Source organism: Nocardia sp. NPDC050406, from assembly GCF_044459025.1.
GTDB lineage: Bacteria > Actinomycetota > Actinomycetes > Mycobacteriales > Mycobacteriaceae > Nocardia.
Genome location: NZ_JBITIM010000001.1, coordinates 1408558 through 1432730, shown reverse-complemented (window position 1 = coordinate 1432730; position 24173 = coordinate 1408558). Strand labels below are relative to the sequence as shown.

Genomic DNA, 24173 nt, shown 5'->3' with positions numbered 1-24173 from the left:
GGCCTCCCGGCGATGCCGACCGCCACCGCTTCGCCGACCATGGTCGAGGGCCACCGCGCTCACCCGTACCGCACGCGAGAACTCCGACCAGACTCGAACATCGCATCATGGAAGCTGAATCACGCACCGGCGCATCGACATTCTCGAAGTGCCGCGGTAGGCCAAGGGCACACCGTAGCGTCGGGACATGATGTCGAATCCCGGCGAAGCCGATACCGGTGTCTCTGTGCGACGTTGGCAGGACATACCCGGGTGGTTCACGTGGCGAGATGCTCAGGAGGAAGCGGTCGCTCATTTTCCCGGCGGCGGTACTTTCGTCGAGGTCGGCAACTATCTCGGTCGCAGTCTGTGCTCGCTGGCCGAGGTTGTCGCGGACAGCGGTAAGTCCTTCACTCTCGTGGGTGTGGACACCTGTCGCGGTAGCGGACCAGAAGGGCCGCGCGGCATCGACGCCCACGGTGCCGCCGTCGCCGACGGTGGTGGGACCTTCGCCGGTCTTCTCCATCGCAATCTCATCGCGTGCGGCTTCGCCGACCAGGTCCTGATCGTGGTCGGCGGTTCGGTTCCGACGGCCGACCTGTTCGCTGACGCCTCCGTCGCCTGGGTCCACATCGATGCCGGTCACGACTACGACAGTGTGGCGGCAGACATCACGGCGTGGCGGCCGAAAGTGATGCCTGGCGGCTGGTTGTCCGGCGATGACTACATCGCCTCGGCGTGGCCCGGTGTCGTTGCCGCGGTGCATGACTTGCTGCCGCGAGCCCAGCCTTGGTCGACGATCCAGTGGCGATGGGTGAACGAGTAGAACTTGTGGGGCGCAGCGGCTTTCCGGGCGAGATCAGCTGGCTCATCCAGCCGGGTCAGTCATATGGTGGGGTCGAGGACGATCTTGATCGCGCCGTCGGATTTCCGTTGGAACAGGTCGTAGGCCTCGGCCGCGGAATCGAGCGGCAGTCGGTGGGTGGCGAAGGTTTCCACACCCAAGGGGTCGTCGTCCCCGAGCAGCGGCAGGATGTCGTCTGCCCAGCGCTTCACATTGGCCTGCCCCATCCGCAGTTGAATCTGCTTGTCGAACAGGACACGCATCGGCAGTGGGTCGAGCATGCCGCCGTATACGCCGATCAGCGAGATCGTGCCGCCGCGGCGCACGATGTCGATCGCGCTGTGCAGCGCGGCCAACCGATCGAGGCCCGCGGCATCGATCACCCTCTGCGCCAGCGCATCCGGCAGATAGGCGGCCGTGCGTTGCGCGATCGAGGCGATCGGCGAACCATGCGCCTCCATACCCACCGCGTCGATGACCGAGTCGGTGCCCCGGCCCTGGGTCATCTCGCGCACCACGTCACCGACGGGCTGATCGATCGCGTTCAGATCGATTGTCTCGATTCCGCGTTCGGCCGCCCGACGCAACCGTTCCGGCACCAGATCGACGCCGATGACGCGGATTCCACGGTGGGCGGCGACGCGGCAGGCCATATCACCGATCGGGCCGAGACCCAGCACCGTCAGCGAGCCGTCCTTCGGCACCGCCGCGTATTCGACCGCCTGCCACGCGGTCGGCAGCACATCCGAGAGATAGAGGAAACGGCTGTCGGGCGGTCCCTCGGGAACCTTGATATGGGTGAAGTCGGCATGCGGGACTCGCAAGTATTCCGCTTGACCGCCAGGAACCTGGCCGTACAGCTTCGAATAGCCGAAAAGCGCTGCGCCGCTGCCCTGTTCGCGCACCTGAGTCGTTTCACACTGGGTACTCAATCCCTGCCCGCACATGAAACAGGAACCACACGCGATCTGGAACGGGATCACCACCCGATCCCCCACCGACAGCTCGCGAACGCCCGGCCCGACCTCCTCGACCACCCCCATGGGCTCGTGCCCGAGGATGTCACCTGGGCTCATGTACGCACCGAGGACCTCGTACAGGTGCAGATCCGACCCGCAGATACCAGAGGAACTCACCCTGATCACCGCATCGGTCGGCACCTCGATCCGCGGATCGGGCACGGTCTCGACGCCGACCTTGCGCTTGCCCTGCCACGTCACTGCCTTCATGTTCGCTCCAAACTGTCAGCTCATTGAGAAGAAGAGGGCCGTCTCAGCCCTTGCGGACGCGGCGCAGTAACCGAATCACCGCCCGCTCCACGATGCGCTGGCTCTCCTGGTCGGAGTCGGCGGCGGCCGCCCGGCGCAGCGCGGACGAAATCGTCGAGCCCTGCTCGAAGGCCTCCAGCACCCGCGGATCGACGTAGGATTCGCGCGCGACGGCGGGCGTATTGCCGAGCGCCGCAGCGACATCCGCGATCACAGCGCGCTCGGCCGCCTGCCGTGCTCGGCTGGAACTCGGCCGGTCGATAGCGGCGAAACCGGCGGCGGCGAGCACGGTGCCGTGCCAGGTTCGCAGGTCCTTGACACTGCAATCGCACCCGGACAGCTCCCGAAATCGGTCGTTGATGTCCTCGGCGTGCAGTTCGCCATAGCGCGAGCCGTGCCGATAGACCAGCAGCCGCTGCGAACCGGATCGGCTGCGACGCAGCGAACGGATAGCGCAGGCCAGATCCGGATCCGATATTCGCACCTGTCGCCGGATGCCGCCCTTGGCCGGGTAGTCGAACCGCATCTCGTCCCCGGAGAGGCGCACCTGCTCGCGCAGCAAGGTCGCCACACCACGGGTGCCGTTCTCCTCGGCATAGGATTCGCCACCGACCCGGAACACGCCCCGGTCCACCAAGCCCAGGGCGACCGCGGCCACCCGTTGCCGGTCCAGGCCGGTTCGGCGCAGATCGGCGTGGATTCGCTCGCGCACCGCGGGTAGTTCGGCCGCCAGCTCGAGGACTCGGTCGAACTTCTCCTCGTCCCGGTCCTGACGCCATTTCTCGTGGTACAGATACTGACGCCGCCCGGCCGCATCGACCCCCACCGCTTGGATGTGGCCATTGGCGTACGGACAGATCCACACCTTGCGCCACGCGGGCGGGATCGCCAGGGCGTGAATCCGGTCGAGCGTCTCCTCGTCCGCCACCGGCTCGCCCGCGTCCGTGACATAGCTGAAGCCGCGACCCCGACCGACGCGCCGAAGCCCAGGTCCGTACGGCGTACTCCGCCGCAACCGCATCGCGACCCTCCTGCCCAACTCGCGCATCCGCCATCCGAGGTGCCGCATACGACATTCCCGGCAGTTGTTCGGCGAAACCGAGCTCCTGGAGAGCGCGCGCCATCGAAGCCCCGGCCAGCAGTGCGCCACCGGCTACGGGGATCCGGCCCCCTGGGCCTACCGGATCCGCTCTGACGTGTTACGACGACCTCGACGCGGACCGACAGCCTCGGCGGTGGTGTCAGCTGGAGCGTGGGAGTTCGTAGTGCGGTAGTGGCGCAGTGGTTTTCGGGGCCATGATGTTGGCGAGTCCGGCGACTGTCTTCAGCAGTGGTAGTCGTGCGATGGTGTTGCGGGTCCAGATGCCTCGGCGGGTTCGGGGGACCATGAAGCGGAGATTCGCGTCTACTCGTTGTTTGCGTTCGACGAGGGGGCGCTGTTGGTGTTGGTAGCGGGCGAAGGCGGTTCGATGGTCTCCCGCTGCGGCGGCGAGTTCACCGGCCAGTACATAGCCGCCGGTCAAGGCTAGTTCGGCGCCTGCGGCCGAGACGGGTGCGGCGCAGTAGGCGGCGTCGCCGACCAGGGCGATTCGTCCGGTGGACCAGGACGGCATGCGGATCTGGCTCATCGCGTCGAAGTAGAGGTCGGGGTCGGCGAGCGCGCTGGCGAGTAGGTCTGGGACGAACCAGGTCGTCACATCCGCGAAAGCCGCTGCGAGAAGCCGCTTTTGGTCAGCGGGATCGCGCGGGTCGTAGGGCAGCGGCTTGGCGCTGTGAAAAGCGAAGTAGCCCTTGACTTGTCCGCTTCCGCGCCCGTGGTAGACACCCACCATCCGTCCCGGGGTGTTGTACAGGGTCATCTGGCCTTCGGGTCCCAGTGCTGGGTCGGCGTCGCCGAACGCGACGTAATGTCGAAGAAATCGGGTGTAGCCGTCCGGTGCCCCGAACGCGAACCGCCGCACGGTGGAATGCAGGCCGTCCGCGCCGATCACGAGATCGAATTCGCGTTCCGGAGCGTGCTCGAAGGACACCGCGACGCCGGTGTCGTGCTGCCGCAACGATCGGATCGAGTCGCCAAAGACACACTCCGCCCTGTTTCGCACCAGCGCGTAGAGGATAGCGATCGCATCGGGGCGGGGAATGTCGATACTGCCGTACTGACTTCGGATACCCCGCATATCGGTCGTTGCGAGACAGCGGTTTTCGGCGTCGACCAATCGCATGCCCTCCACTTTGTCGTTGTGCTTGCGCATTTCGTCTTCGACGCCCATCCGTCGAACCACCTCGAGTGATTGATCGCGCACATCGACGGTCTGCCCGCCAGCCGAAAGCGCGGGTCGCAACTCGACAACGGTCGGTTCGAATCCATACTCGGACAACCAATATGCCGTCGTCAGACCCGCGATCCCCGCCCCGGCAACCAATACCCGCCTATTCGTCAACTCGGTCATACCTCCACGATCCGCCTGGCGGGAAGTTCGCGCACGAGCCCTAGGGTGATGTGTGAATCATGCTGAACTCCAACAAGATCGCGGCGGTTCGTGACGGATCCTCGAGCATGGGGGAGTGTCCGATACCCGGTAGCAGGTCTACGCGAGCACCGGGCACCGCGCGATAGTTCGTGGCGGAGGACGAGCGCCATCTGCGGTCCTCCTCGCCGAAGATCACCAGTAGCGGTTTGTTCAGAGCGGTGAGGCGATCGGGGAGTGCGCGTTGCTCGAGGTAGGCGGTGGACTCCTGGGAGGTGGCGGTGAGAGCGTGGTAGGTCACGCCGCGGAGGTCGTCGACCAGCTGTGGCGGGATCTCGATGTCGCGGGTGACCGCCGAACTCATCGACTTGCGGATCAGGTCATCGGAGCGGAATCGCCAAAGAAGCTGTCCTGCAATGGGAACCGTCAACAGATTGCCGATGACGCCGGAGGAGATGAAGGCGTCGCGGTGCGGTCCGGTGTTGACGAGGGTCAGCGCGGTGACCAGATCGGTGCGCTGCTCGGCGAGGGCGGTGGCGACCGACCCGCCGGTCGAGTGGCCGACCACGAGCGCGCGGGTCACCCCGAGACGGTCCAGCACGGCGCCGACCCGGCGGCCCTGCTCCGGAATCGAATAGCCGCCACCAGCCGGTTTCGCCGACCGGCCGTGGCCGAGCAGGTCGATGCGGATGACGCGATAGGACGTCGATAGTGCCGGAACCACTGGGTTCCACCAGTTGGCCGAGCCGCCCAGTCCGTGGATCAGGACGATTGTGGGGGCGCTGTGAGGACCGTCCTGGTGGACGGCGATATCGTCGCCGTCGACCGAAACGAGGTAGTCCCCGGTGGCGGCAGCGGCCTGTCGATTCACGACCAGCGCGTTCAGTAGCAGACCCGCGATCGTGAAAAAGCCGATAGCGGCGATGATTCCGCGGCGCGCTGTGATTCGGCGGGGCTGTGGATCCGGCGGGGCGGGTGCTGAAGTAGCCATGCGCCCACTGTCACCCTGTCCCTCCATCCGCGTATTGCACGAATGTTCCGAACATGCGGGGTCGGTTAGCTTTTGACGATGCGCTCCGTCGCGGGCGATGCCAGCGACGCGGCAGTGTGGGACGTCCTGCGCCCGCCGCGCCCCAGTCGCGTGCCCGGCGTCCGCGTGGCCGGATTCCGGGGTTCGTGGCCGCGCCCCCGGTGACCATCGTCGACGACTTCGCCAGGGCCGCCGAACAGTCGATGTCGACATCGCGTCATCGACTCCGACGTTTCAGGTAAGGATGGGTCATTCGGGCGCATCCGCGAACGCGAAGGAGCCGTGATGAAGTACGTGATCCTGATTCACTCCAATCCGCAGCCCTGGGGGCATCCGACCAGCGACTATCTGCCGGAGTATCAGGCGATGTCGCAGCAGGAGCGGGATCGGGTGAACTCCGATTTCGAGAAGCTGCTGGGGGAGATGCAGGAGAAGGGTGAGCTGGTGACGGGGGAGGCGCTCGGCGCGCCCGAGTCGGCGCGGCTGTACCGGTGGGGTGACGGCAAACCGCTGGCGACCGATGGGCCGTATTCGGAGGCCAAGGAGCATCTGGCGGGGTTCTTCCTGATCGACGTCGACAACCACGCCCGCGCGGAGGAGATCGCCGCGCAATTCGCCGGACCCGGGGAAACCATCGAATTGCGGCCCGCGATGTGGCCGGGCGGCGACGACCAATGAGCCGGGTGGTGCAGGACGTGTGGCGGCGCGAGTCGCCGCACGTCCTCGCCGCTCTGCTGCGCAGGCACGGTGACCTCGGTGACTGCGAGGACGCCGCGCAGGAAGCGGCCGAGGCGGCGACGGTGCAGTGGGTGCGCGACGGGGTGCCCGCCAATCCTCGGGGGTGGCTCATCACCGTGGCCTCGCGGCGCTTGATCGATCGGGTGCGGGCCGACCGAGCGCGAGCCGGGCGCGAGGAGGCCGTGGGCGTCGCCCAGCCTGGTGACGCGTACCTGGTGCCGCCGGTGGATCAGGCGGACGACGGCGACGACATGCTGCGGATGCTCGTGCTCTGCTGCCACCCGAGTCTGAGCCGCTCCTCACAGGTCGCGTTGACCCTGCATGCCGTGTGCGGGTTGGGAACTCGCGAAATCGCCGCCGCGTACCTCGTTCCCCAACGCGTCATGACCCAACGCCTCACCCGCGCCCGGTCGACCCTGCGAGCGGCCGCTGCGGTGTTCGAACTCCCGAGCCGACCGGACCTGCCCGCGCGCATCGCGTCGGTACTCGACGTGTGCCATCTGCTGTTCACCGAGGGGCACACCCGTTCCGTCGGCGACGCACTGATGGATTGGAGCCTGGCCGAGGAAGCTATCCGGCTCACCCGCCAATTGCATTGCGCGATACCGGATCACGACGAAGTCGCGGGCGCACTGGCCCTCATGCTGCTCACGCACTCGCGAGCGGCCACTCGGACCGAAGGTGGCAATCTGGTGCCGCTGGCCGAGCAGGACCGTTCCCGGTGGGACCGGGAATCGATCGCCGAAGGCGTGGCCATCCTGGAGCGGGTGCTGCCTCGCGGTCATGTCGGACGGTTCCAGTTGCAGGCGGCGATCGCCGCGGTGCACGCGGAGTCGCCCACGTGGGAGCGCACCGACTGGCCGCAGATCAGCATCCTCTACGCCATGCTCGATCGCGTGGCGCCCAGCCCGATCGTGACCCTCAACCGTGCCGTCGCCGTCGGCATGGCCTTCGGCCCACAACAGGGCTTGGACCTGATCGCGCCGCTGCTCGACAACCCCTCGATGCGGCGTCATCACCGGACCCACGCGGTGCGCGCACACCTGTTGGAGATGATCGGCGATCGAGCGGGCGCGATCGACAGCTATTGCCGCGCAGCGCAACTCGCCACGAGCGTCCCGGAACAGCGGTACCTCAACGGTCGTATGCGTCGCCTCGCCGACGCCAGCTAGCCGCGCTCAGCTCTCGCTGTCGAGAGTCAGCACCACCAGAGGCATCGGACGGTCGATCTTGGACTGGAAGTCCGCCAGCAGCGGGTTGTTGACCAGCACCCAAGCCGCGAACTCGTCGTAGTCCGCGCCTTCGAGCACCTTGCCGGTCGCCTGGTACGTCTTCCCCCGAAGTTCCACGGTGACTTGCGGATTCGCCTTGATGTTGTGCCACCAGGCCGGGTTCTTGTCCTCCATGAACGAGCTCACGTACATGATGTCGCCCCGGTACGCGGGCCCCAGCGGAGTCGTGTGCCGCTTACCGCTCTTGGCTCCCGTAGTGGTGAGCAAGATGAGTTCCGCCCCGGCATAAGCCCCACCCACCACGCCGGAATTCTCCCGAAACTCCTTGATCACATCATCATTCCCGTAGGCGTCGCCCTGATCCCACTCCTGGTTCCAGGGCGCGTTCGGATCGTCATACCCGGTGATATCGGCCTGATTCCGCTGTGCCGCAGTCGCTTCGGATTCGCTCATGATTCGAGTATGTCGGCAAGATAGGACAGTTACCGCCCTAAGTCGGTTGCGCGTTGGACCGCTACTGTTGCGGCGTGGGACATGTGATGCAGGTCTATCTGGGCGACAAGGCGCAACTCGAGGGGGTGATCGGCAGCAAGGACGAGGCGTTGTTGAGTCGGCTCCTCGACGCTGCCGCGACCGAGGATGCGGTCGACCCCAAGATATTTCGGGCGATCATCGACGGTGGGCCCTTCGATGAGGACGACGCGGACGAGTACACCGCGGCCATGTATTCCATCTGCTCGATTCTCGGCGGCCAAAGCATCGATTCGGTGGTCTTCCATTTCCGAAGCTGCCCGGACATCGCCGACATCTTCTACGACTGGGCGTTCGAAGACCTGCTGCCCCCGCCCGAAGGATCCGGCTGCGCCATCTGGACCAAGGAGAACAACGCCGAGGAACTCGCGGAGCGCACCGCGGACACGGGCACCGACGTCAATGACGGCGGAGAGGGAGATGAGGTCGACGACGAAATCCACTGGATGAACGAATCCCTGCTCGCGGGTAAGGATCTCATCTTCTTCTGGGGTGTCTAGCCTCCTCGGCCGTTAAGGTAGCCAGCGGTTCACGAGTGTGGAAAGAAGGAATCGACAGTGCGTGTCGACATGGAAGGTGCGGTCCAGATCGCTTGCCTGGCAGCGGGTTTCGATTGGGACTGGACGAAAGCGAACGTCGAACGGTTCTGTCGGCATGCGGGTTGGCAGAGTGCCCGGACAGGACCTACCGGCACCGGCCCCGAATACGCTCGGTTTCGGACCAGCCTGCGGATCGCGACTCCTATCGGAGAAGTGGAGTACGACCCAGAGTTCTTCGAAAGGCGGAGAATACACGGCGCAGAGGTCAGAGAGATCGTCGTGTATCTGACCGACCTCGTTGACGAGTCTTCACCGACGGGGCGTGCGTTCCTCGTCGATACCTTCGCCGAGTTGGCTGAGCGGCTGTCGCTGGCGTTCGGATTGCCATCGCACCGAGTCAACGACATCAACTTGAAGGTCGTTTGGACACTGCCGCGAGCTGTCTTCTTTCTCGCCATCGACCGTCAGGATGGTTCGATCGGGTTGCGGATCGTCAACCCGGTCTACCAAGACCACCTGAACCGTCTTGCCAGGGAGTACCGAGGAGACGACGACTTCGACGACGAGGATTTCGACGACGACGAGGATTCCGAGGACTCGCTAGCGCAAAGCGCCGAGTTCCCCAGTACCTGGCCGGATTTCGTCTCCGCGCTCGCGTTGACGTTGACGCGATTGCCTGTGGACGGGATCCTGGCACTGACTGCTTCTGGCGGCGACACCGGTGTGTGGTTCGAGATGGGCTGGCACGAACTGCAATGCCTCGTCACGTGGGGCGACGGCCACTCGCAGGAGCACCACGCGAAAGCGGTCGACCTGGGTTGGTCGACCGCTGCCCCGATTCATCACGCGAATTGGGAGCGATCGATCAGTTGGCCAGCCCCGTACCGTGCATGCGAAGCGTTGGCCGAAGGCGCGGTCATCATCCTGCGCGAAGTTCTGGAAGTGGCTCAGCCCACCGATCTACAGCTGGTTGCCGGAAACGATTCCGACTCCGACCTCATGCCGGATGTTGCCGCGTTCCTCACGGCATCCGGCCGCTAAAGCTAGCCCCGCGTCGCCACCAGCCCATGCCGCAACCAACTGTCGACGGCGGCCAGCGGTTCGTTCACCTGCGAATGCCGAAGGCTGTGATATCCGGATACGAATATTCCGAGGCGTTGCTCCAGCCGGTCACTGCCAGATCTGTGGGTGAACCCACGCCGATGACCTCGCGTAGGGCGAGACTGACCGCTTCGGCGGCGGCCTCGAACTCTTCGTAGCGAGCAGGCCACCGCAGGGTGCGTTGCCACCAGCCTTCGTCAGGTCCGGTGCCGATCTGCCAGTCGTCGGCGGTCATAGCTGCTCCAACTGTGCCCGGAATAGTGTGGACCACAACATCTTTCATGTCCGCGCGCACGAAGCAGGCTATCTTGAACCAATCCATCTCGAATTGCGCGATTGCGTCCTGTCCGCTGGTCATCACCACTTGATCGTCGGAGTGCAGCCGGTTCAGCGTCAGGGCCAACGCTGAGGAGAACGCGGACCAGCTGCGTGGTTGGTCCGGCAGCGCGTCGCTGTCCTCGTCGTCGCTGTCCGTAGCCCCTTCGTCCCCGTCGTCGCGGGCAGTCCAGCGATCCCACCATTGCTGATAAATCGGATTCACAATCCTCAGCCCGACCGAATCCTTGTCCATACGAACGATCAGCACGGTCGTCGACAGCGTCCAACGGACGTGCGACGGATCCCCAGGCGAGGGTTTCGATGGCTGTCCGAGTTCCGCGACCAACCGGTCGAACAAATCCGCGAAAGTGTTCGTCAACCACCGATGTCGTTGCGGGGTGGCGTCTTTCACCTGACTCGTCACGGTGACGAGGATCTCCGAGATCAGCTGCTCGGGTGAGCCTTCGCGCTCGAAAAATCTGCGGTTGTAGATCGCCCGCCCGACAGGGTCGGGAATGTCGAGTCCGGTTCGGAGGTCTGTGCCGCGTTCGCGTGGGCGCTGTCCGACGACGGTCCAGCCTGCCGCGGCACTGAACCGCTGGACGTCTTCCGCTGCCCAGGTCCAGTCGAAATCTGCCGCGAGGCGGGCGATCCGGACTGCCTCGTCGATATCAGCGTGCATGGTCGGATCGTACGGCTGAGGTCCGCGTCAGCGGTGACGCCAGATCTTGAAGGCCGAGAGCGGTGGCAGGCGGCCAGGGCTGGGATGAGGGTGGTGCTGAGGCCGTTCTCGTCGATGCTTGGCTCCTTGCCCCGTTCCGGCGGCGGTGCCGTTACGGTGAAGGCCGAGGAGGTGGCCAGCATGGTCGATGAGGGAATCGCCGCGGCGCGGCGGGAGCGGCGGCGCGCGATACTGGCCGCGGCGGCGGGGCTCTTCGCGGCCTGCGGGTACCGCGCCGCGAGTATGGATGAGATCGCTTGCCGAGCGGGGATCAGCAAACCCGTGCTGTACAAGTCGTTTTCGAGCAAGTTGGAGCTGTATCTGGCGACGTTGTACGAGGCGTTGGAGGTGTTGGACCAGACGCTCACCGGCACCCTCGAACGCGCCGAAGGGCTGCAATCGATCGTGACCGCGACGGTGACCGCACTGTTCGACTTCGCCGATACCCATCCGCGCAGCGCCGCCCTGCTGGCGGGAGCCGCCGTCACCGACGAGCCCTCAGCCCAGCGTGTGGCACATCAGGCCGCTTCGATCTGCACCGCGACGGTTTCGCGCGCGCTCGCGCCCTACCCGTTGCCGCAGGCCACGCAGGGGTGGCTGATCACCGCCGAATTGGTGGCGATCGCTCAATCCTGCGCGCGTGACTGGGCGGCGACCGGCAAGCAGTTGGCCAAGCGCGATGCCGTCGCCACCACCGCGAGCCTGTGCTGGACAGGCCTGTCCGGGGTGCAGCTGGCTCGCCAAGCCCCGCCGCGATGAATGGCGGAGCGGCGATGAGCTGGCTATCCGCTTCGTGTCGCCGTCGAGTGTGGTCGAGTCGACTGGGTTAGCGTCAGGTGTCGCGGGTACGCGGTGCACATGATCAACTCGGCGACTGTGACACGCTCAGGTAAACGGCTCGGTGCCGATATCAGGTCGGTTACCGACACCGCGCGCATCCTCGCCGCGGTGGGATTTCCGACCCTGGCGCAGGGCGTCATCATTCGACGGCCGGTCGCGGTGGCGCTCGCGCAGCGACTGCGCGTCGACGAACGAGCCGTGCGCCTGCTGAGCCAGCTGCGTGCGCGTCGCGGCCCGGCTCCGCTGCGGCTGTCGATCCCCGGACGCAGCGTCGCGGTCGTCCTCGACGGGGACGACGTGGAGCGCCTCTTGTCCGCGCCGACAACGGAGATCGCGACCACCACCCCGGAAAAACAGGCCGCGCTCGGACACTTCCAGCCGCATGGCGTCCTCGCCAGCACCGGCGAGGACCGCGAGAGGCGCAGGCTGTTCAACGAAACCGCGCTGCAAACGCCGCAGGCGCTGCATTCCGCGGCCCCGGCCCTCCTACAGCGAGTCCAGCGGGAAACCGCGGAGTTGCTGACGGAGATCGATACGGCCGGTGCATTGACCTGGGACCGGTTCGCGACCGCGTGGTGGCGCATTGTTCGCGGCGTGATCTTCGGAGACGCCGCGCGTCTGGATGATCGCCTCACCGACGACCTCGCCGCCCTGCGAAGCCGAGCGAACTGGGCCTTCGCGCGCCGCCGAGACGATCAGCGCCGCAGTAGATTCCACGACGCGGTGCGACGCTACCTCGACGATCCCGCTCCCGGAACACTGGCCGAGGCGATCGCGCGCGCTCATCCCACGCCGGACCTGGCGGCCGCGGATCAGGTGGCGCACTGGCTGTTCGCCTTCGATGCCGCTGGCATCGCCACCTTCCGGGCGCTGGCACTGCTGGCCGCACACCCCGCCGACGAGCGGTGGGTGCGGGAAGAATTCGAGGCCGACGCGTCTGTGCCGCGGGTACTCGACCGCGCCCGTGGCTGCGTACTCGAGGCCGTGCGGCTGTGGCCCACCACGCCGATGATCCTGCGCGAAAGCGCCGTCGACCTGACGTGGCACGGCGAGCGCTATCCGCAGGGCACGACGTTCGTGGTCTACGCCCCGCTGTTCCATCGGGACGCGTCCACCCTCGAATTCGCGGATACGTTCGCCCCGCGCATCTGGTTGGACGGGCAAGCGCGGCGGCATCCGGAGCTCGTTCCGTTCAGTGCCGGTCCCGGTGCGTGCCCGGGGCGAAATATCGTGTTGTTCACCGCGAGCACCACATTGGCCGCGCTGATGCGCACGCACTCCTACCGAGTACAGGCCGGTGCGGACCTTTCCGATCCGGTACCCCCGTCGCTGGACCATTTCCACCTCGTCCTGCGTGCGCGTCCGTTTGCCGAGCATTCGCGCGGGTAGCACAAGATGGTGACCGGCCCCCCGGTGGTCGATCCGCGAAAGGAGGGACGACATGTCGCGGCGCGAATCGACCGATACGATCCGTGTGGCGTCGGTACCGGCCTCACATGTCTACGTCCGCCATCTGTCGCCGGTGCACGGCGCCGACGCGGTGACCCGGTTGGCCGATCCGGCACCCGCCGACGGCCGCACGGTTCCCGGTGGCTGGTGGCCGCCACTGATGCTCGAACCCGACTGGATTCGTGAGCATTACGATGAATTCGAGCTATTCCACATCCATTTCGGATTCGACGCGGTACCGACCGACACCCTCGGCGAGGTCATCGAGCTACTGCGCGCACATGGCAAACCGCTCGTGTACACGGTCCACGACCTGCGTAACCCGCACCAACCGGATCCCACGACCCACGATCGGCTGCTCGACACGCTGATACCCGCGGCCGACGCGTTGATCACCCTCACGCCCGGCGCGGCCGAGACCATCGCGCGACGGTGGAACAGGTCGGCCGATGTCCTGCCCCACCCGCACGTCGTCGAACCGGACCTGGTGCGGGCGCCGCGGCCGCGCGAGGACCGATTCGTGGTAGGTGTGCACGTGAAGAGCCTGCGCGCGAATATGGATCCACTGCCGGTGCTGGAGACCCTGTGCGAGGTGGTCCCCGCTCTGCCGGGCGGTGAGCTGCGGATCGACCTCCATGACGAACTCTTCGAACCCGGTAACCACTGGTACGACCCCGAGACCGGCGACGCGCTGCGCGCCTTGGGTGATCGGCCCGGGGTTCGGGTTCACGTGCACCCCTACTTCACCGATGACGAACTGTGGCAGTACCTTTCGTCGCTCACCGTGTCGGTGCTGCCCTACCGTTTCGGCACCCACTCCGGCTGGCTCGAGGCCTGCCACGACCTGGGAACCGCCGTGGTCGCGCCCGACTGCGGCTTCTATCATCAGCAGCGCCGCTGCGCCGTGTACGAGTTCGACGAGCGGCATTTCGATCCCGACTCGCTGCGGCGGGCGATCACCGCCACCTATGGTGCACGCGTGCCGCGTGCGACCTGGCCGGAGCGTCGTAGCGAGCGCGAGTCGCTCGCGGTCGCGCACCGGCGCCTCTACGAAAACCTGTTGCGATGAGCGGGTCGGCGCGCCGCGGCCTGCGCATCGCGGTGGTGGCCTCGAACCGGCATCCGATAGCGCAGCCGTTCGCGGGTGGTCTCGAGTCCCACGTGTGGCAGTTGACCCGCGCCCTGCACGACGACGGGCATCGGGTCACCTTGTTCGCGGCCGAGGGAAGCGATGCGGCGCTGAGCGCGGAATCGATTCCGGTACAGACGATCCGGGTCAGCGAGGCCGCCGCCGGTGATGTCTCCATGCCACCCGAGGCGTTTCTGGCCGACCACCACGCCTATCTCGAACTGATGATGGAACTCGTCGCCGACGACGGTCGGCGCTTCGACGTGATCCACAATCACAGCCTGCACTATCTGCCGATCGCGATGGCTCCGTCGCTGACGGTGCCGATGCTCACCACGCTGCACACGCCGCCGACACCCTGGCTCGAATCAGCCGTCGCCGTAACCGGTGGCGCCGGTTCGCAATTCGTCGCCGTCAGCCGGTATACGGCGGATTCGTGGTGCCATGTGCTGCCGTCGGTGGATGTTGTCAGCAACGGCATCGATCTGACGGCGTGGCCGCCCGGCCCGGGCGGCAGCGATCTGATCTGGTCCGGCCGAATCGTGCCGGAGAAGGGGACGCACCTGGCGATAGAAGCCGCTCGAATGGCCGGGCGTCGCCTGCACGTGGTCGGGCCGATCGGCGACGCCCATTATTTCCGTGCCGCGGTGGGCCCGCGGTTGGGCTCCCAGGTGCGCTACCACGGCCATCTGTCGTCCAGATCGCTTGCGGCGCTGCTAGGTTCGTGCGCCGCGGCCCTGGTCACGCCCGTGTGGGACGAACCGTACGGACTCGTGGTGGCCGAGGCGCTGGCATGCGGCACCCCCGTACTCGCCTTCGCCCGTGGCGGCATCCCGGAGATCATCGACAGCAGTTGCGGACGACTCGTCGCGCCCGGTGACACCGAGGCGATGGCCGATGCGGTCGGTGAGGCCACCTGCCTGCCCCGGGAGCAGGTGCGCCGACGAGCGGTGCGGGTCTGCGGCCACCGCCGCACCACCGACGCCTACGTACGCCGCTATCTCGCGTTGGCGAGGTCGGCGCGGGTGCGGGGAGCGAAGCCCGCATGATCGGCTACTACATCCATCATCAGGGCAGCGGACACCTGATGCGAGCGCGGGCGATCTGCGCGCGGCTCGACGTGCCGGTCATCGCGCTGACCTCTCTGCCCGACGCGACCGGCCCGTTCCAACACGTGTTGCGGCTGCCGTCCGATGACGGCGCCGAGGATCCACAGGACGTGACCGCCGCGGGCACCTTGCACTGGGTGCCGCGGCACGATCCCGGGCTGCGTGCGCGAATGGCCGCGATCGCGGCGTGGATCGCCGCCGCCCAACCCGAGGCGATGGTCGTGGACGTCTCGGTCGAAGTCGCGCTCTTGGCACGGTTGCACGGCATTCCGGTGATCTCCATGGTCCTACCTGGCACGCGTACCGACCGGCCGCATCGTACGGTGCACGAGCTGGCCGACGCACTGATCGCGGCGTGGCCGCGGCGGCTCTACCAGCCCGACTGGCTACGGCGGTACGACCACAAGACCCACTATGTCGGAGGGATCACGCGCTTCACCGGGACGGGATTCTCGCCCGCGCACCGTGACCGAGCGGAGCGGCCGACGATCATGGTGGTCTCCGGCACCGGAGGCGATGGGTTCACCGCCTCCGCCGTCGCGGCGTGCGCTCGCGACCATCCGCGATATTGCTGGCGCACAGCCGGGTCGGCGCAGTGGGTGGACGATCTGTGGCCACGGCTGTGCGCGGCCGACATCGTGGTCGCCCATGCGGGACAGGGGACTGTCGCCGATATCGCCGCCGCCGAGCGGCCCTCCGTCATCATCCCCCTACCGCGTCCGTTCGGGGAACAGCGCGCGACCGCTGACGCCCTCGAATCCGCCGGTCTGGCAACGGTTTCCCACGCCTGGCCCACCGCGGCGCAGTGGCCCGACATATTCGCGCGGACCGCGAGGCTCGACGGCCGACGATGGCGGGAGTGGGAAACCGAGGGCGCGGCGCGGCGGGCCGCCGAGGCCATCGCGTCTGTCCGCCGCACCGTGATGGTGCCGCGATGAGAACGGCCCTCATCACCATCGCGGCGCGGCGAATCGGCCATCTCCGCAACCAGATCGAGGCCGTGGCGTTGAGCGACCGGGTGCCCGACGAGTACATCGTCGTGGCGATGAACGACGCCGGGGTACTCGACGCGGTCCGCGACGGGCCCGCCCGTGGGATATGGCTGCCGACGCGCCCGCCGTTGCCGTTGGCCGCGGCCCGTAATCTCGGTGCCCGTGCGGCACTGCGCCACGACGCCGAATTGCTGATCTTCCTGGATGTGGATTGCATGCCGGACCACCACACCGTCGAGCGCTACCACGATGTGTGCGCCGCCGATCCCGATGCGGACGCACTGCTGTGCGGCCCGGTCACCTACCTTCCGCCACCCCCGTCCGCGGGGTACGACGTGCGCACGTTGCCACAGCGACGCGACCCGCACCCCGCCCGACCCGCGCCCCAGGACGATCAGGTACTGCCAGGCGGCGACCACAATCTGTTCTGGTCGCTGTCCTTCGCTGTGCCTGCCCGAACCTGGTGCAGGACAGGCGGTTTCGACACCCGGTACCGAGGATACGGTGCCGAGGACACCGACTTCGCCTACCGCGCGGCGCACGCCGGTATCGACCTGCGGTGGGTGGGCGGCGCGCACGCCTACCACCAGCACCACCCCATCTCGGATCCACCGACCGAGCATCTGGCGGATATCGTGTCCAACGCCCGTATCTTCTTCCGCCGCTGGGGTTTCTGGCCCATGCGCGGCTGGCTCGACGAGTTCACTCGGCTCGGGCTGCTCGAATGGGTTGGGGGAGCGCGAGGGTGGATGCCGGTCGGCGAGCGCCAACCGCAGCACGGTTCAGCAGGACGCTGCGTCTGAACCGGCTTCTACCGTGTGCACCGTCACCACGGTGTCAGGGGCGGCATCCTCGCCCGCCGCGGACGCGGGCGCGTTGCCTACGGAGGGCTGCTCGCAATCCTCCGCGCCAACCGGAGAAACGGTGGGTCCCATGCATCCGGCGAACACTGGCAACGAGAATCCGGCGTACGGATCATCGAAGATCGCACACCGAAACGACCCGCTGGGTGATGGGCTACGGCGAGGCTGTCCTCGTAGACGTGGTGGCGGGTGATTTCGCGGTAGTGCTCGGCCGCGTCGGCGCGTGTGGCACGGTGTCGAATCCACGGGGTGGTGGGAATGTGGTCGCACGGCGTCGGAGGGGCCGCCGTTGTTTGTGGTCGCGTGCAAAGCTACGGATCCGGCTCGTTTCGGGGGCGGTCGGCATGTCGTTTCGCACGATTGCCTTCACCTGTCGGCGGCGCATATGTTCGATGCTGAGACTTTGCCGCGAACTTCGATCCGATGGGAAATTGGCACACTTGAGCGAGCCGACGTACTACGCACCCGAGGGCGGTCTGCCGTCCCAGTCCACGCTGCTGACCGACCGGGCGATCGTGAAGGAGGCGTACACGGTCATTCCGCGCGGTGTGCTTCGCGATATCGTGACCAGCAACCTGCCCGGGTGGACCAATACGCGGGCGTGGATTCTCGCCAAGCCCATCGCCGGGTTCGCCACGACGTTCGCGCAGTACATCGTCGAGGTGTCGCCCGGCGGCGGCAGCACCCGGCCCGAGCCCGAGCGCGGCGTCGAGTCGGTGGTCTTCCTGCTGACCGGCACCCTGAACCTCGTCATCGACGGTGACAAGCACACCCTCACGCCGGGCGGGTATGCCTACCTCCCCGCGGGCGTGAGCTGGTCGGTAGCCAATGAGGCCACCGAGGTGGCGACGTTCCAATGGGTCCGCAAGGCCTACGAGCCGCTGGAAGGCCACACCCCGCGAGCATTCGCGGTGCAGGAACAGGACATCGCGCCGACTCCGATGCCCGACACCAACGGCGCCTGGTCCACCACCCGCTTCGTGGACCCCAACGACCTGGCCCACGACATGCACGTCAACATCGTGACCTTCGAGCCGGGCGCGGTCATCCCCTTCGCGGAAACCCACGTCATGGAACACGGCATCTACGTCCTCGAAGGCAAGGCCGTCTACCGCCTCAACGACGACTGGGTAGAGGTCGAGGCAGGCGACTTCATGTGGCTGCGCGCCTTCTGCCCCCAAGCCTGCTACGCGGGCGGCCCCGGCAAATTCCGCTACCTGCTGTACAAGGACGTCAACCGCCAGATCAAACTGACCTGACGAAACCCGCTCGGACCGCCGGGTTTTCGGCGGTCCGAGCATTCAGGCCGTAGCGGATGACCGGGTTAGTGGTCGTACAGCGCTCGGCGCACCGCACGGCCGATCTTCCTCTGCAGACTCCGAAGGATCTGGATCGTCTGCTCATCCGGGTAGCCCGTGGTGATCGACCAGTCCTGCCCGGCCCCGAAAACGTCACTGGCGAAAACGAATTCGGTCGCCACCAGCGTCCGTCGCCAATCGCGTGCGCTCAACGCCTCGTTCGAGATCAGCTGCGCCCGCAACCACTTTCCCTGCTCCCACAGGTCCGCCACACTTTCGAATCCCATTGCGACAGCGAGAGCTTCGGAGCAACGCGCCGGACCGCCCCATTCGCGCAGTCCACAGCGCAGCACCTCACCCTCGTCCTCGGACAATTCGATCGCGATCAGCCCATCCGAATCCACGCACCCAATATGGCCGATGGATCGGTGTCTCGCGCGATCGACTCGACTGGATGGGGGCCCACCCGACAGCCTCCGCGCCTGCTAAAGACGCGCTGTCCTGCTGGATCTAACTCGAGCGACCGACTGGTTTGGTTTTCGTTGCACGCTGGAAGTTTGCTGCTTAACCTCGAAACAGACGATGTTGATGTCGCCGCTCCACTCCGATCAACGATGATCCAGAGAGAGGTGCAGGACATGTCGAAATTCCGGAAGGCCCTTGTCGCTACGGGGGCTGGAACCCTTCTCAGCGCCGCTGTGTTCACCGGCGGGACCGCATCCGCTGAATCGCTCGACAATGGCGGCTGTACGGCGGGAGCGATCACCTGGCAGGCGCATGGTCCTGGCATGACGGGGAGTTCGCAGGCGCCGATGGGCAGCAATGTGGGTGGTCACCTGCTCGGGTGCCGCGGTGGGCCTACCGATATCGGGGTGGGGACCATTTTCGGGTCGGCTTTCGAACCCGCGGCCACCTGCTATGGCAGCCGGGGTGGGCGGGCCGATCTGCTCGTCATCTGGGACAACGGGCAGAACAGTCATCTGATCGGGCCTTGGGAATGGTCGCTCGGGCAGCAGTCGACCAACACGCTGAAGATTGTCGGCGGGTTGGGTTCGGGCCGGGCGGTGCAGATTGTGACCGGGCCTCCGGAGGTGAGCCCCGCGGCCGTCACCGGATGCATTTCGGGCGGTTATCGCGCAGGTAGTTATCAGGTGCTGAGCGCGAAGATCGTCTGACCGACCAGAGCCGGGGCGGCAACGTGGCCCGATCGGTGACTCCGGATCGGGCCACGGCCTGCCGAACCTATTTGAAGTTCTCCTTCGCTGGTCAACGTCGGCGAAGGAGGACGCGGAAGGGCGGCTACTCGCAGCCGATGCCGTTGTTGTCGCGGTCCAGGCCGTACTCGTCGGGGCCGATCACTCGTACGCGGCCGGTGTAGGCGTTGCCGTTGCCGTGGCCGCCTTCGCAGTCGACGTCAGTGGTGATGGGTACGCAGGGGTCGTAGGAGCCGTGGCAGTTGTCCTGGGGTGGTTGTGAGGGTGGCGGATCAAGTCGCGTACGGCAGTGGCGTGGTCGCGGTGCTGTGGGGGTCGACGAGGATTTTGGCGTGCTGGTCGGGGGAGGTGAGGGTGGTGAAGGCGGTGTTCACGCCGTCGAGGCCTACCGTGCCGGTGATCAGTGGCGTGGCGTTCACCTTGCCTTCGGCGAGCATGTGGAGGGTGTCGCGGAATTCGCCGGGGTCGTAGCCGAGGGCGAAGCGGAGTTCGACCTCCTTGTTGATCGCCAGGGCGGGGCGGAGGCGGTCGGGCTGCATGCAGACGCCGACGACGACTATGCGGGATCGAGGTGGGCAGACGGCGATGATGTCGTCGATGACGCCGGGGGCGCCGACGCATTCGAAGACCACGGGGCCGGAGGGGCCAAGGTCGAAGGTGTGCAGGGCGCGAAACATCCACCACCACGGGAGGTTTGGGATGCGGCGCAGGCGCTGCATGATGTCGAAGCCGAGGTTGAGGGTGTCGACGGCGTTGTGTCGCTGGGTGGGGTCGAAGTCCCACGGTGCCGCGACGGCGGGGTCGATGACGATATCCGCGCCGCAGCTGGCGGCGAGTTCTCTGCGCCTCGGGGAGAAGTCGCTCGCGATCACGGTGCGGACACCGGACGTCTTCAGGAGGGCGATCACCGCGAGACCCACTGGGCCACAACCGATCACGAAGGCGGTGCGTCTGGATGTGACTCGGCCTTTGCGCACGGCGTGCCAGGCGACCGCCATCGGTTCGGTCAGGGCGGCGTGGTCGGCGGACAGGCCGTTCCGCACCGGGAAGGTCATGCACTCCTGCACGAGGACCTGTTCGGCGTAGCCGCCCGAGGCTTGTTGCGACAGTCCGGTCGGATAGGGGTCGCGGCCGTGTCGAAGCATCGGCATGGCTACGACAGGGGTGCCGGGTTTCCAGCGGCGGCGGGTAGCTGGACCGTATTCCACTACCTCACCGCAGAATTCGTGACCCATGACCACGCGCTGATTCGAACGCATCATGGTGTCGAAGCCGGTGAGGGCGAACAGATCGGCCAGCTCGTCACAGTGGGTTCTCGCGTGCAGGTCCGAACCGCAGATGCCGCAACGCAATACGTTCAACAGCACCTGGCCCGCGCCGGGACGGAGCGCGGGGAGGGTCTCGACGCTGAGTTCGCCGTTGGCGCAGACAACCGCGCGCATGGAACTCACGCGTCCTTGCTCGCGGAACCTGTTGCCGCAGAGCCGTGTACGAGGTCGATGTACGCCTGGGGCAGCTCGTCGAAGGACAGTTTGGTGATGCTTGCCGGACCGGAGTGATAGGAATCCTCACCCTGGAGTTTGCCGTTCTCGTCCACCGGCCACAGCAGCAGCTGACGGAATACGATGAGGTAGTCGGCGGTCTCGTCGTCCACCGACATGCCCATCTGGGCGGCCACGGCGCCGGGGTAGATCTGCTTGAGGAAGCCCTCGGTCACCACACAGTGGTCGTCCACGACGAGCCGATCCAGTTCGAAGGCCAGGATATTGGTGCGGCTCTCCAGGAACGCCGTGTAGTAGGCGTGCACGGCCTCGGTGCCTTTCGCGCCGACATCCTGGCCGTCGAACCAGAAGTGATAGGCCGGGTTGGGGGAGAGGGTGGCCATGAGGCGGTCCATATCGGGGGCGGCCTCGGCCTTCATATGTTCGAGCACGACATTCAAGACGGTGCGGTGGCGTTCGTTGGTCGTCTCCGCCAGACGCTTCTCGACGAGCTCCCAGGTTCGGGATTGATCGATGACGGCCATGTAATTCTCGCTTCTCTCGTAGGTCACAGCAGTCGGCCGCGGCCGAATCGGTCGAATTCGGCTTCCAGTGCGGCTTTTTCGGCTGAGGACATGGGGTGGTACTCGGGTTCGCCCCGGGCGGCCCAGTGGTAGACCGGGTCATCGGTGCGCCAGAGCTGGTGTTGGAGTTCGCGTTTGAGGACCTTGTTGGATCCGGTGACGGGCAGTCGTTTGGACAGGCGTAGGAAACGCGGTGTGGCTTTCGTGCCGAGATCGGCTTGCGTGGAGAGGAATTCGGTGAAGGCGGCGATATCGAAGCTGGCCGGGTCGGCCACCTCGATCGCGGCCATGACCTGATCGCCCGAACGTGGATCGGGTACGCCGTACACGCCGACGGCGATCACTTCGGGGTGCCTGCGCAGGACGCGTTCGATGACCAGCGCCGAGGTGTTCTCGCCGTCGACGCGAATCCAATCACCGTGGCGGCCAGCGAAATAGATGAACCCGGCCTCGTCGATATAGCCCAGATCGCCGGTCCAGTACCAGCCGTGGCGGATGCGGTCGGCGTCGGCGGCGTCGTTCTTGTAGTAGCCCTCGAAGGCGCGCACCCCGGCTTTGTTGACGATCTCGCCGATGGCCTGATCCGGATTGCGGACCCGGCCGTACTCGTCGAGTCGCGCCCGATCGCATTCGCGCAGCGTCTCCGGGTCGATGATCGCGATGCCCGCGTGCGCGGGGCGGCCCAACGCGCCCTCGGGGGCGTCGGGTGCGAGTTCCACCGCGCCCGCGCCCTCGCTGGATCCGTAGCCCTCGTACAGCACGGCGCCGAAGCGTCGCTCGAATTCGGCTCGATCCTCCGGTGACGCCTCGGTGCCGAATGCGCGTTCCAGGCGGTTGTCGCCGTCGTGCGGCGTCTCCGGCGTGGCCATCAGGTATCCGAGCGCCTTGCCGACATAGGTGAAGAACGTCGCGCCGAAATACCGCACGTCCGAAAGGAATCCGCTGGCCGAGAACTTCGGTGTCAGGCAGATTGTCGCGCCGTTGGCCAAGGCGGGGGCCCAGAGCGCCATGATCGCGTTGCCGTGGAACAGCGGCATACAGCAGTAGTCGACATCGCCGCGGTGGTGGCCGAATTTGGCGCTCGCCGCGTATGCCGTCCAGGCCAGGCGGCCTTGGCTGCACTTGACCGCCTTGGACGCGCCCGTGGTGCCCGAGGTGAACAGCAGCAGGAACAGGCTCTGCTCACCGACGGTCGGCGCGACCGCGGGTTCGACACGGTGCTTGTGGAGCGCCTGGGCGTAGGCGGGATCGTCGATGAGGAGAAAGCGATCCGCTTCCAACCCCAGATCCAGGCCTCGCAAGCGAGCCATTCCCGCCGTATCTGTGACGATGAGTTGGCAATCCACATAACGGATTTCGGCCTCGAGTTCGGCGGCCCCGCGCGTCGGATTGATCCCCGCGACAGTCGCACCCACCAATGCCGCTCCGCCGAGCCAGAACACGAAATCGGGAACATTGTCGAGCAGCACCCCGATATGAAACGGGCCCTCGCGCCGCATCGACTCCGCCAGCGCGCCCCGTGCCGCCGACTCCCGCACCACGGCATCCCAGGTCCAATCCCGGTCCCGGGTGCGCAGACCGAGATGCTCGTCGCCGAGCCGATCCAACAACAACCGCGCGATATCCGCGCGCTGGGGCGCTCCCCGCGATTCGGCGTCGCTGTCCGTACTCATAGAGCCTCCCTCAGCACTCCTGGATATCGCTACGCCGTGCAGCGATATTCAGCACCGTAGACACTCCTCGGCGCTCGAAGTGACATGGTCCCGGTCAGCGGACCTGTCCGTCGAAAATCGGTGCCTGACAGGGGGATCGCTGCGACAATCGCGCCCTCGACCACGGGTATGACGGGCAAATCCGGTTGTCAAGGCGTGGGAGGGCTGGGCAGGATGCGGCGTATGGATACCTCACGGTCCGCCGTCTTGCGCCAGCAGTTCGACTTGGTGTGGTCGCTGCTGGACTACCACCTCGACCGGCTCGTCGCAGAGGACTTCCTCTGGGAGCCTGCCGATTTGATATGGACGATGCGTGAGAGTGAGCAGGGCTCCTGGGTGCCCGACTGGGCGGATTCCGAGCCGGACCCCATTCCGGTGCCGACCATCGCGTGGCTCAGCTGGCATATCGGTTGGTGGTGGAGCGTGACCATGGACCACCTGCGGCAACAGCCTCCGCGAGACCGCGCCGCGATTCACTGGCCCGGCCCCGACGCCACCGTCGACTGGCTGCGTCGGCTGCGCACGGAGTGGGATGGGCTGCTCGGCGGACTCACGGAGGCCGACCTCGAAGCGCCGATCGGCTTCCCGTGGCAGGACGACCCCACCAAGGCCACGGTGCACACCATCGCCTGGGTCAATGCCGAGCTCATGAAAAACGCCGCCGAAATCGGGCAACTACGGCTCCTGCGCGCGGCCGGAAACCGGTAATTGCTGCCTATTCGCTGACATCCTT

At 66.4% G+C, this 24173-nt stretch carries 25 protein-coding genes; 15 read left to right on the top strand and 10 right to left on the bottom strand.

All coding sequences use genetic code 11. From position 1 onward, the window contains the following. Positions 1 to 187: 187 nt before the first annotated feature. Positions 188 to 805, top strand: a complete 618-nt coding sequence (locus ACIBH2_RS06790) for a class I SAM-dependent methyltransferase (RefSeq protein WP_397114252.1) — start codon at positions 188 to 190, stop codon at positions 803 to 805. Between the two features lie 59 nt (positions 806 to 864). Here ACIBH2_RS06790 and ACIBH2_RS06785 read toward each other — a convergent pair whose 3' ends face one another. The 4 genes from ACIBH2_RS06785 to ACIBH2_RS06770 all read right to left on the bottom strand — a co-directional run bounded on the left by ACIBH2_RS06785 (position 865) and on the right by ACIBH2_RS06770 (position 5550). After that, on the bottom strand, positions 865 to 2052 hold the full coding sequence (locus ACIBH2_RS06785; protein ID WP_397114250.1) for a zinc-dependent alcohol dehydrogenase: 1188 nt from the start codon (positions 2050 to 2052) through the stop codon (positions 865 to 867). A 43-nt stretch (positions 2053 to 2095) separates the two neighbouring features. Further along, on the bottom strand, positions 2096 to 3112 hold the full coding sequence (locus tag ACIBH2_RS06780; RefSeq protein WP_397114248.1) for a DNA topoisomerase IB: 1017 nt from the start codon (positions 3110 to 3112) through the stop codon (positions 2096 to 2098). A gap of 220 nt (positions 3113 to 3332) precedes the next feature. Then, a complete protein-coding gene (locus tag ACIBH2_RS06775; protein WP_397114246.1) occupies positions 3333 to 4541 on the bottom strand; it encodes an FAD-dependent monooxygenase in 1209 nt (402 codons plus the stop codon). A 40-nt stretch (positions 4542 to 4581) separates the two neighbouring features. Continuing rightward, positions 4582 to 5550, bottom strand: coding sequence for an alpha/beta fold hydrolase (locus tag ACIBH2_RS06770; RefSeq protein ID WP_397114244.1), 969 nt, complete (start codon positions 5548 to 5550; stop codon positions 4582 to 4584). Between the two features lie 78 nt (positions 5551 to 5628). Here ACIBH2_RS06770 and ACIBH2_RS06765 point away from each other — a divergent pair, with 78 nt between their 5' ends. The 3 genes from ACIBH2_RS06765 to ACIBH2_RS06755 all read left to right on the top strand — a co-directional run bounded on the left by ACIBH2_RS06765 (position 5629) and on the right by ACIBH2_RS06755 (position 7499). Next, positions 5629 to 5754 (top strand): hypothetical protein, encoded by a 126-nt coding sequence (locus ACIBH2_RS06765; RefSeq protein WP_397114242.1) that lies wholly within the window; start codon positions 5629 to 5631, stop codon positions 5752 to 5754. 120 nt (positions 5755 to 5874) lie between these two features. After that, a complete protein-coding gene (locus ACIBH2_RS06760; RefSeq protein WP_397114240.1) occupies positions 5875 to 6267 on the top strand; it encodes a YciI family protein in 393 nt (130 codons plus the stop codon). After that, positions 6264 to 7499: an RNA polymerase sigma factor gene (locus tag ACIBH2_RS06755; protein WP_397114238.1), complete on the top strand. Its 1236-nt coding sequence runs from the start codon at positions 6264 to 6266 to the stop codon at positions 7497 to 7499. The genes ACIBH2_RS06760 and ACIBH2_RS06755 overlap by 4 nt, the downstream gene beginning before the upstream one ends. A 6-nt stretch (positions 7500 to 7505) precedes the next feature. On the opposite strand, the gene ACIBH2_RS06750 is transcribed toward ACIBH2_RS06755, so the two are convergent. After that, positions 7506 to 8012 carry a nitroreductase/quinone reductase family protein gene (locus ACIBH2_RS06750; RefSeq protein ID WP_397114236.1) on the bottom strand — a complete coding sequence of 169 codons (507 nt, stop codon included), beginning with the start codon at positions 8010 to 8012 and terminating at the stop codon, positions 7506 to 7508. A 74-nt stretch (positions 8013 to 8086) separates the two neighbouring features. Between ACIBH2_RS06750 and ACIBH2_RS06745 the strand changes: the two genes are divergently transcribed. Further along, complete coding sequence (locus tag ACIBH2_RS06745) at positions 8087 to 8590, top strand: hypothetical protein (protein ID WP_397114234.1); 504 nt, start codon at positions 8087 to 8089, stop codon at positions 8588 to 8590. Positions 8591 to 8647: 57 nt separating this feature from the next. Continuing rightward, a complete protein-coding gene (locus tag ACIBH2_RS06740; protein ID WP_397114232.1) occupies positions 8648 to 9670 on the top strand; it encodes a DUF6301 family protein in 1023 nt (340 codons plus the stop codon). Between the two features lie 64 nt (positions 9671 to 9734). Here the strand turns inward: ACIBH2_RS06740 and ACIBH2_RS06735 are convergent, their stop codons facing one another. Next, positions 9735 to 10730, bottom strand: coding sequence for a DUF6301 family protein (locus ACIBH2_RS06735; protein ID WP_397114230.1), 996 nt, complete (start codon positions 10728 to 10730; stop codon positions 9735 to 9737). Positions 10731 to 10910: 180 nt separating this feature from the next. Between ACIBH2_RS06735 and ACIBH2_RS06730 the strand changes: the two genes are divergently transcribed. The 7 genes from ACIBH2_RS06730 to ACIBH2_RS06700 all read left to right on the top strand — a co-directional run bounded on the left by ACIBH2_RS06730 (position 10911) and on the right by ACIBH2_RS06700 (position 18410). Then, positions 10911 to 11528 (top strand): TetR/AcrR family transcriptional regulator, encoded by a 618-nt coding sequence (locus tag ACIBH2_RS06730; RefSeq protein WP_397114228.1) that lies wholly within the window; start codon positions 10911 to 10913, stop codon positions 11526 to 11528. A 189-nt stretch (positions 11529 to 11717) separates the two neighbouring features. Then, entirely contained in the window at positions 11718 to 12998 is a 1281-nt protein-coding gene (locus ACIBH2_RS06725; RefSeq protein ID WP_397114226.1) for a cytochrome P450, read from the top strand. Positions 12999 to 13050: 52 nt separating this feature from the next. After that, positions 13051 to 14127 (top strand): glycosyltransferase family 1 protein, encoded by a 1077-nt coding sequence (locus tag ACIBH2_RS06720; protein ID WP_397114224.1) that lies wholly within the window; start codon positions 13051 to 13053, stop codon positions 14125 to 14127. After that, positions 14124 to 15236: a glycosyltransferase gene (locus tag ACIBH2_RS06715; RefSeq protein WP_397114222.1), complete on the top strand. Its 1113-nt coding sequence runs from the start codon at positions 14124 to 14126 to the stop codon at positions 15234 to 15236. Before ACIBH2_RS06720 ends, ACIBH2_RS06715 begins: the two co-directional genes overlap by 4 nt. After that, positions 15233 to 16234: a glycosyltransferase gene (locus tag ACIBH2_RS06710; protein ID WP_397114220.1), complete on the top strand. Its 1002-nt coding sequence runs from the start codon at positions 15233 to 15235 to the stop codon at positions 16232 to 16234. The genes ACIBH2_RS06715 and ACIBH2_RS06710 overlap by 4 nt, the downstream gene beginning before the upstream one ends. Further along, entirely contained in the window at positions 16231 to 17091 is an 861-nt protein-coding gene (locus ACIBH2_RS06705; protein WP_397114218.1) for a glycosyltransferase family 2 protein, read from the top strand. Before ACIBH2_RS06710 ends, ACIBH2_RS06705 begins: the two co-directional genes overlap by 4 nt. 500 nt (positions 17092 to 17591) lie before the next feature. Then, positions 17592 to 18410, top strand: a complete 819-nt coding sequence (locus ACIBH2_RS06700; RefSeq protein ID WP_397114216.1) for a bifunctional allantoicase/(S)-ureidoglycine aminohydrolase — start codon at positions 17592 to 17594, stop codon at positions 18408 to 18410. Positions 18411 to 18475: 65 nt separating this feature from the next. On the opposite strand, the gene ACIBH2_RS06695 is transcribed toward ACIBH2_RS06700, so the two are convergent. Beyond that, positions 18476 to 18853: a hypothetical protein gene (locus ACIBH2_RS06695; RefSeq protein WP_397114214.1), complete on the bottom strand. Its 378-nt coding sequence runs from the start codon at positions 18851 to 18853 to the stop codon at positions 18476 to 18478. A gap of 153 nt (positions 18854 to 19006) precedes the next feature. Here ACIBH2_RS06695 and ACIBH2_RS06690 point away from each other — a divergent pair, with 153 nt between their 5' ends. After that, entirely contained in the window at positions 19007 to 19624 is a 618-nt protein-coding gene (locus tag ACIBH2_RS06690; protein WP_397114212.1) for a hypothetical protein, read from the top strand. Positions 19625 to 19935: 311 nt separating this feature from the next. Here ACIBH2_RS06690 and ACIBH2_RS06685 read toward each other — a convergent pair whose 3' ends face one another. From ACIBH2_RS06685 to ACIBH2_RS06675, 3 genes are read right to left on the bottom strand one after another with little or no spacing between them, the layout of a single operon-like run. Continuing rightward, positions 19936 to 21105 carry a zinc-binding dehydrogenase gene (locus ACIBH2_RS06685; RefSeq protein ID WP_397114210.1) on the bottom strand — a complete coding sequence of 390 codons (1170 nt, stop codon included), beginning with the start codon at positions 21103 to 21105 and terminating at the stop codon, positions 19936 to 19938. A 5-nt stretch (positions 21106 to 21110) separates the two neighbouring features. Further along, a complete protein-coding gene (locus ACIBH2_RS06680; protein WP_397114208.1) occupies positions 21111 to 21689 on the bottom strand; it encodes a nuclear transport factor 2 family protein in 579 nt (192 codons plus the stop codon). A gap of 23 nt (positions 21690 to 21712) precedes the next feature. Continuing rightward, a complete protein-coding gene (locus ACIBH2_RS06675) occupies positions 21713 to 23401 on the bottom strand; it encodes an AMP-binding protein (protein ID WP_397114206.1) in 1689 nt (562 codons plus the stop codon). A 222-nt stretch (positions 23402 to 23623) separates the two neighbouring features. Here ACIBH2_RS06675 and ACIBH2_RS06670 point away from each other — a divergent pair, with 222 nt between their 5' ends. Beyond that, positions 23624 to 24148, top strand: a complete 525-nt coding sequence (locus tag ACIBH2_RS06670) for a DinB family protein (protein WP_397114204.1) — start codon at positions 23624 to 23626, stop codon at positions 24146 to 24148. The last annotated feature ends 25 nt before the right edge of the window (positions 24149 to 24173 follow it).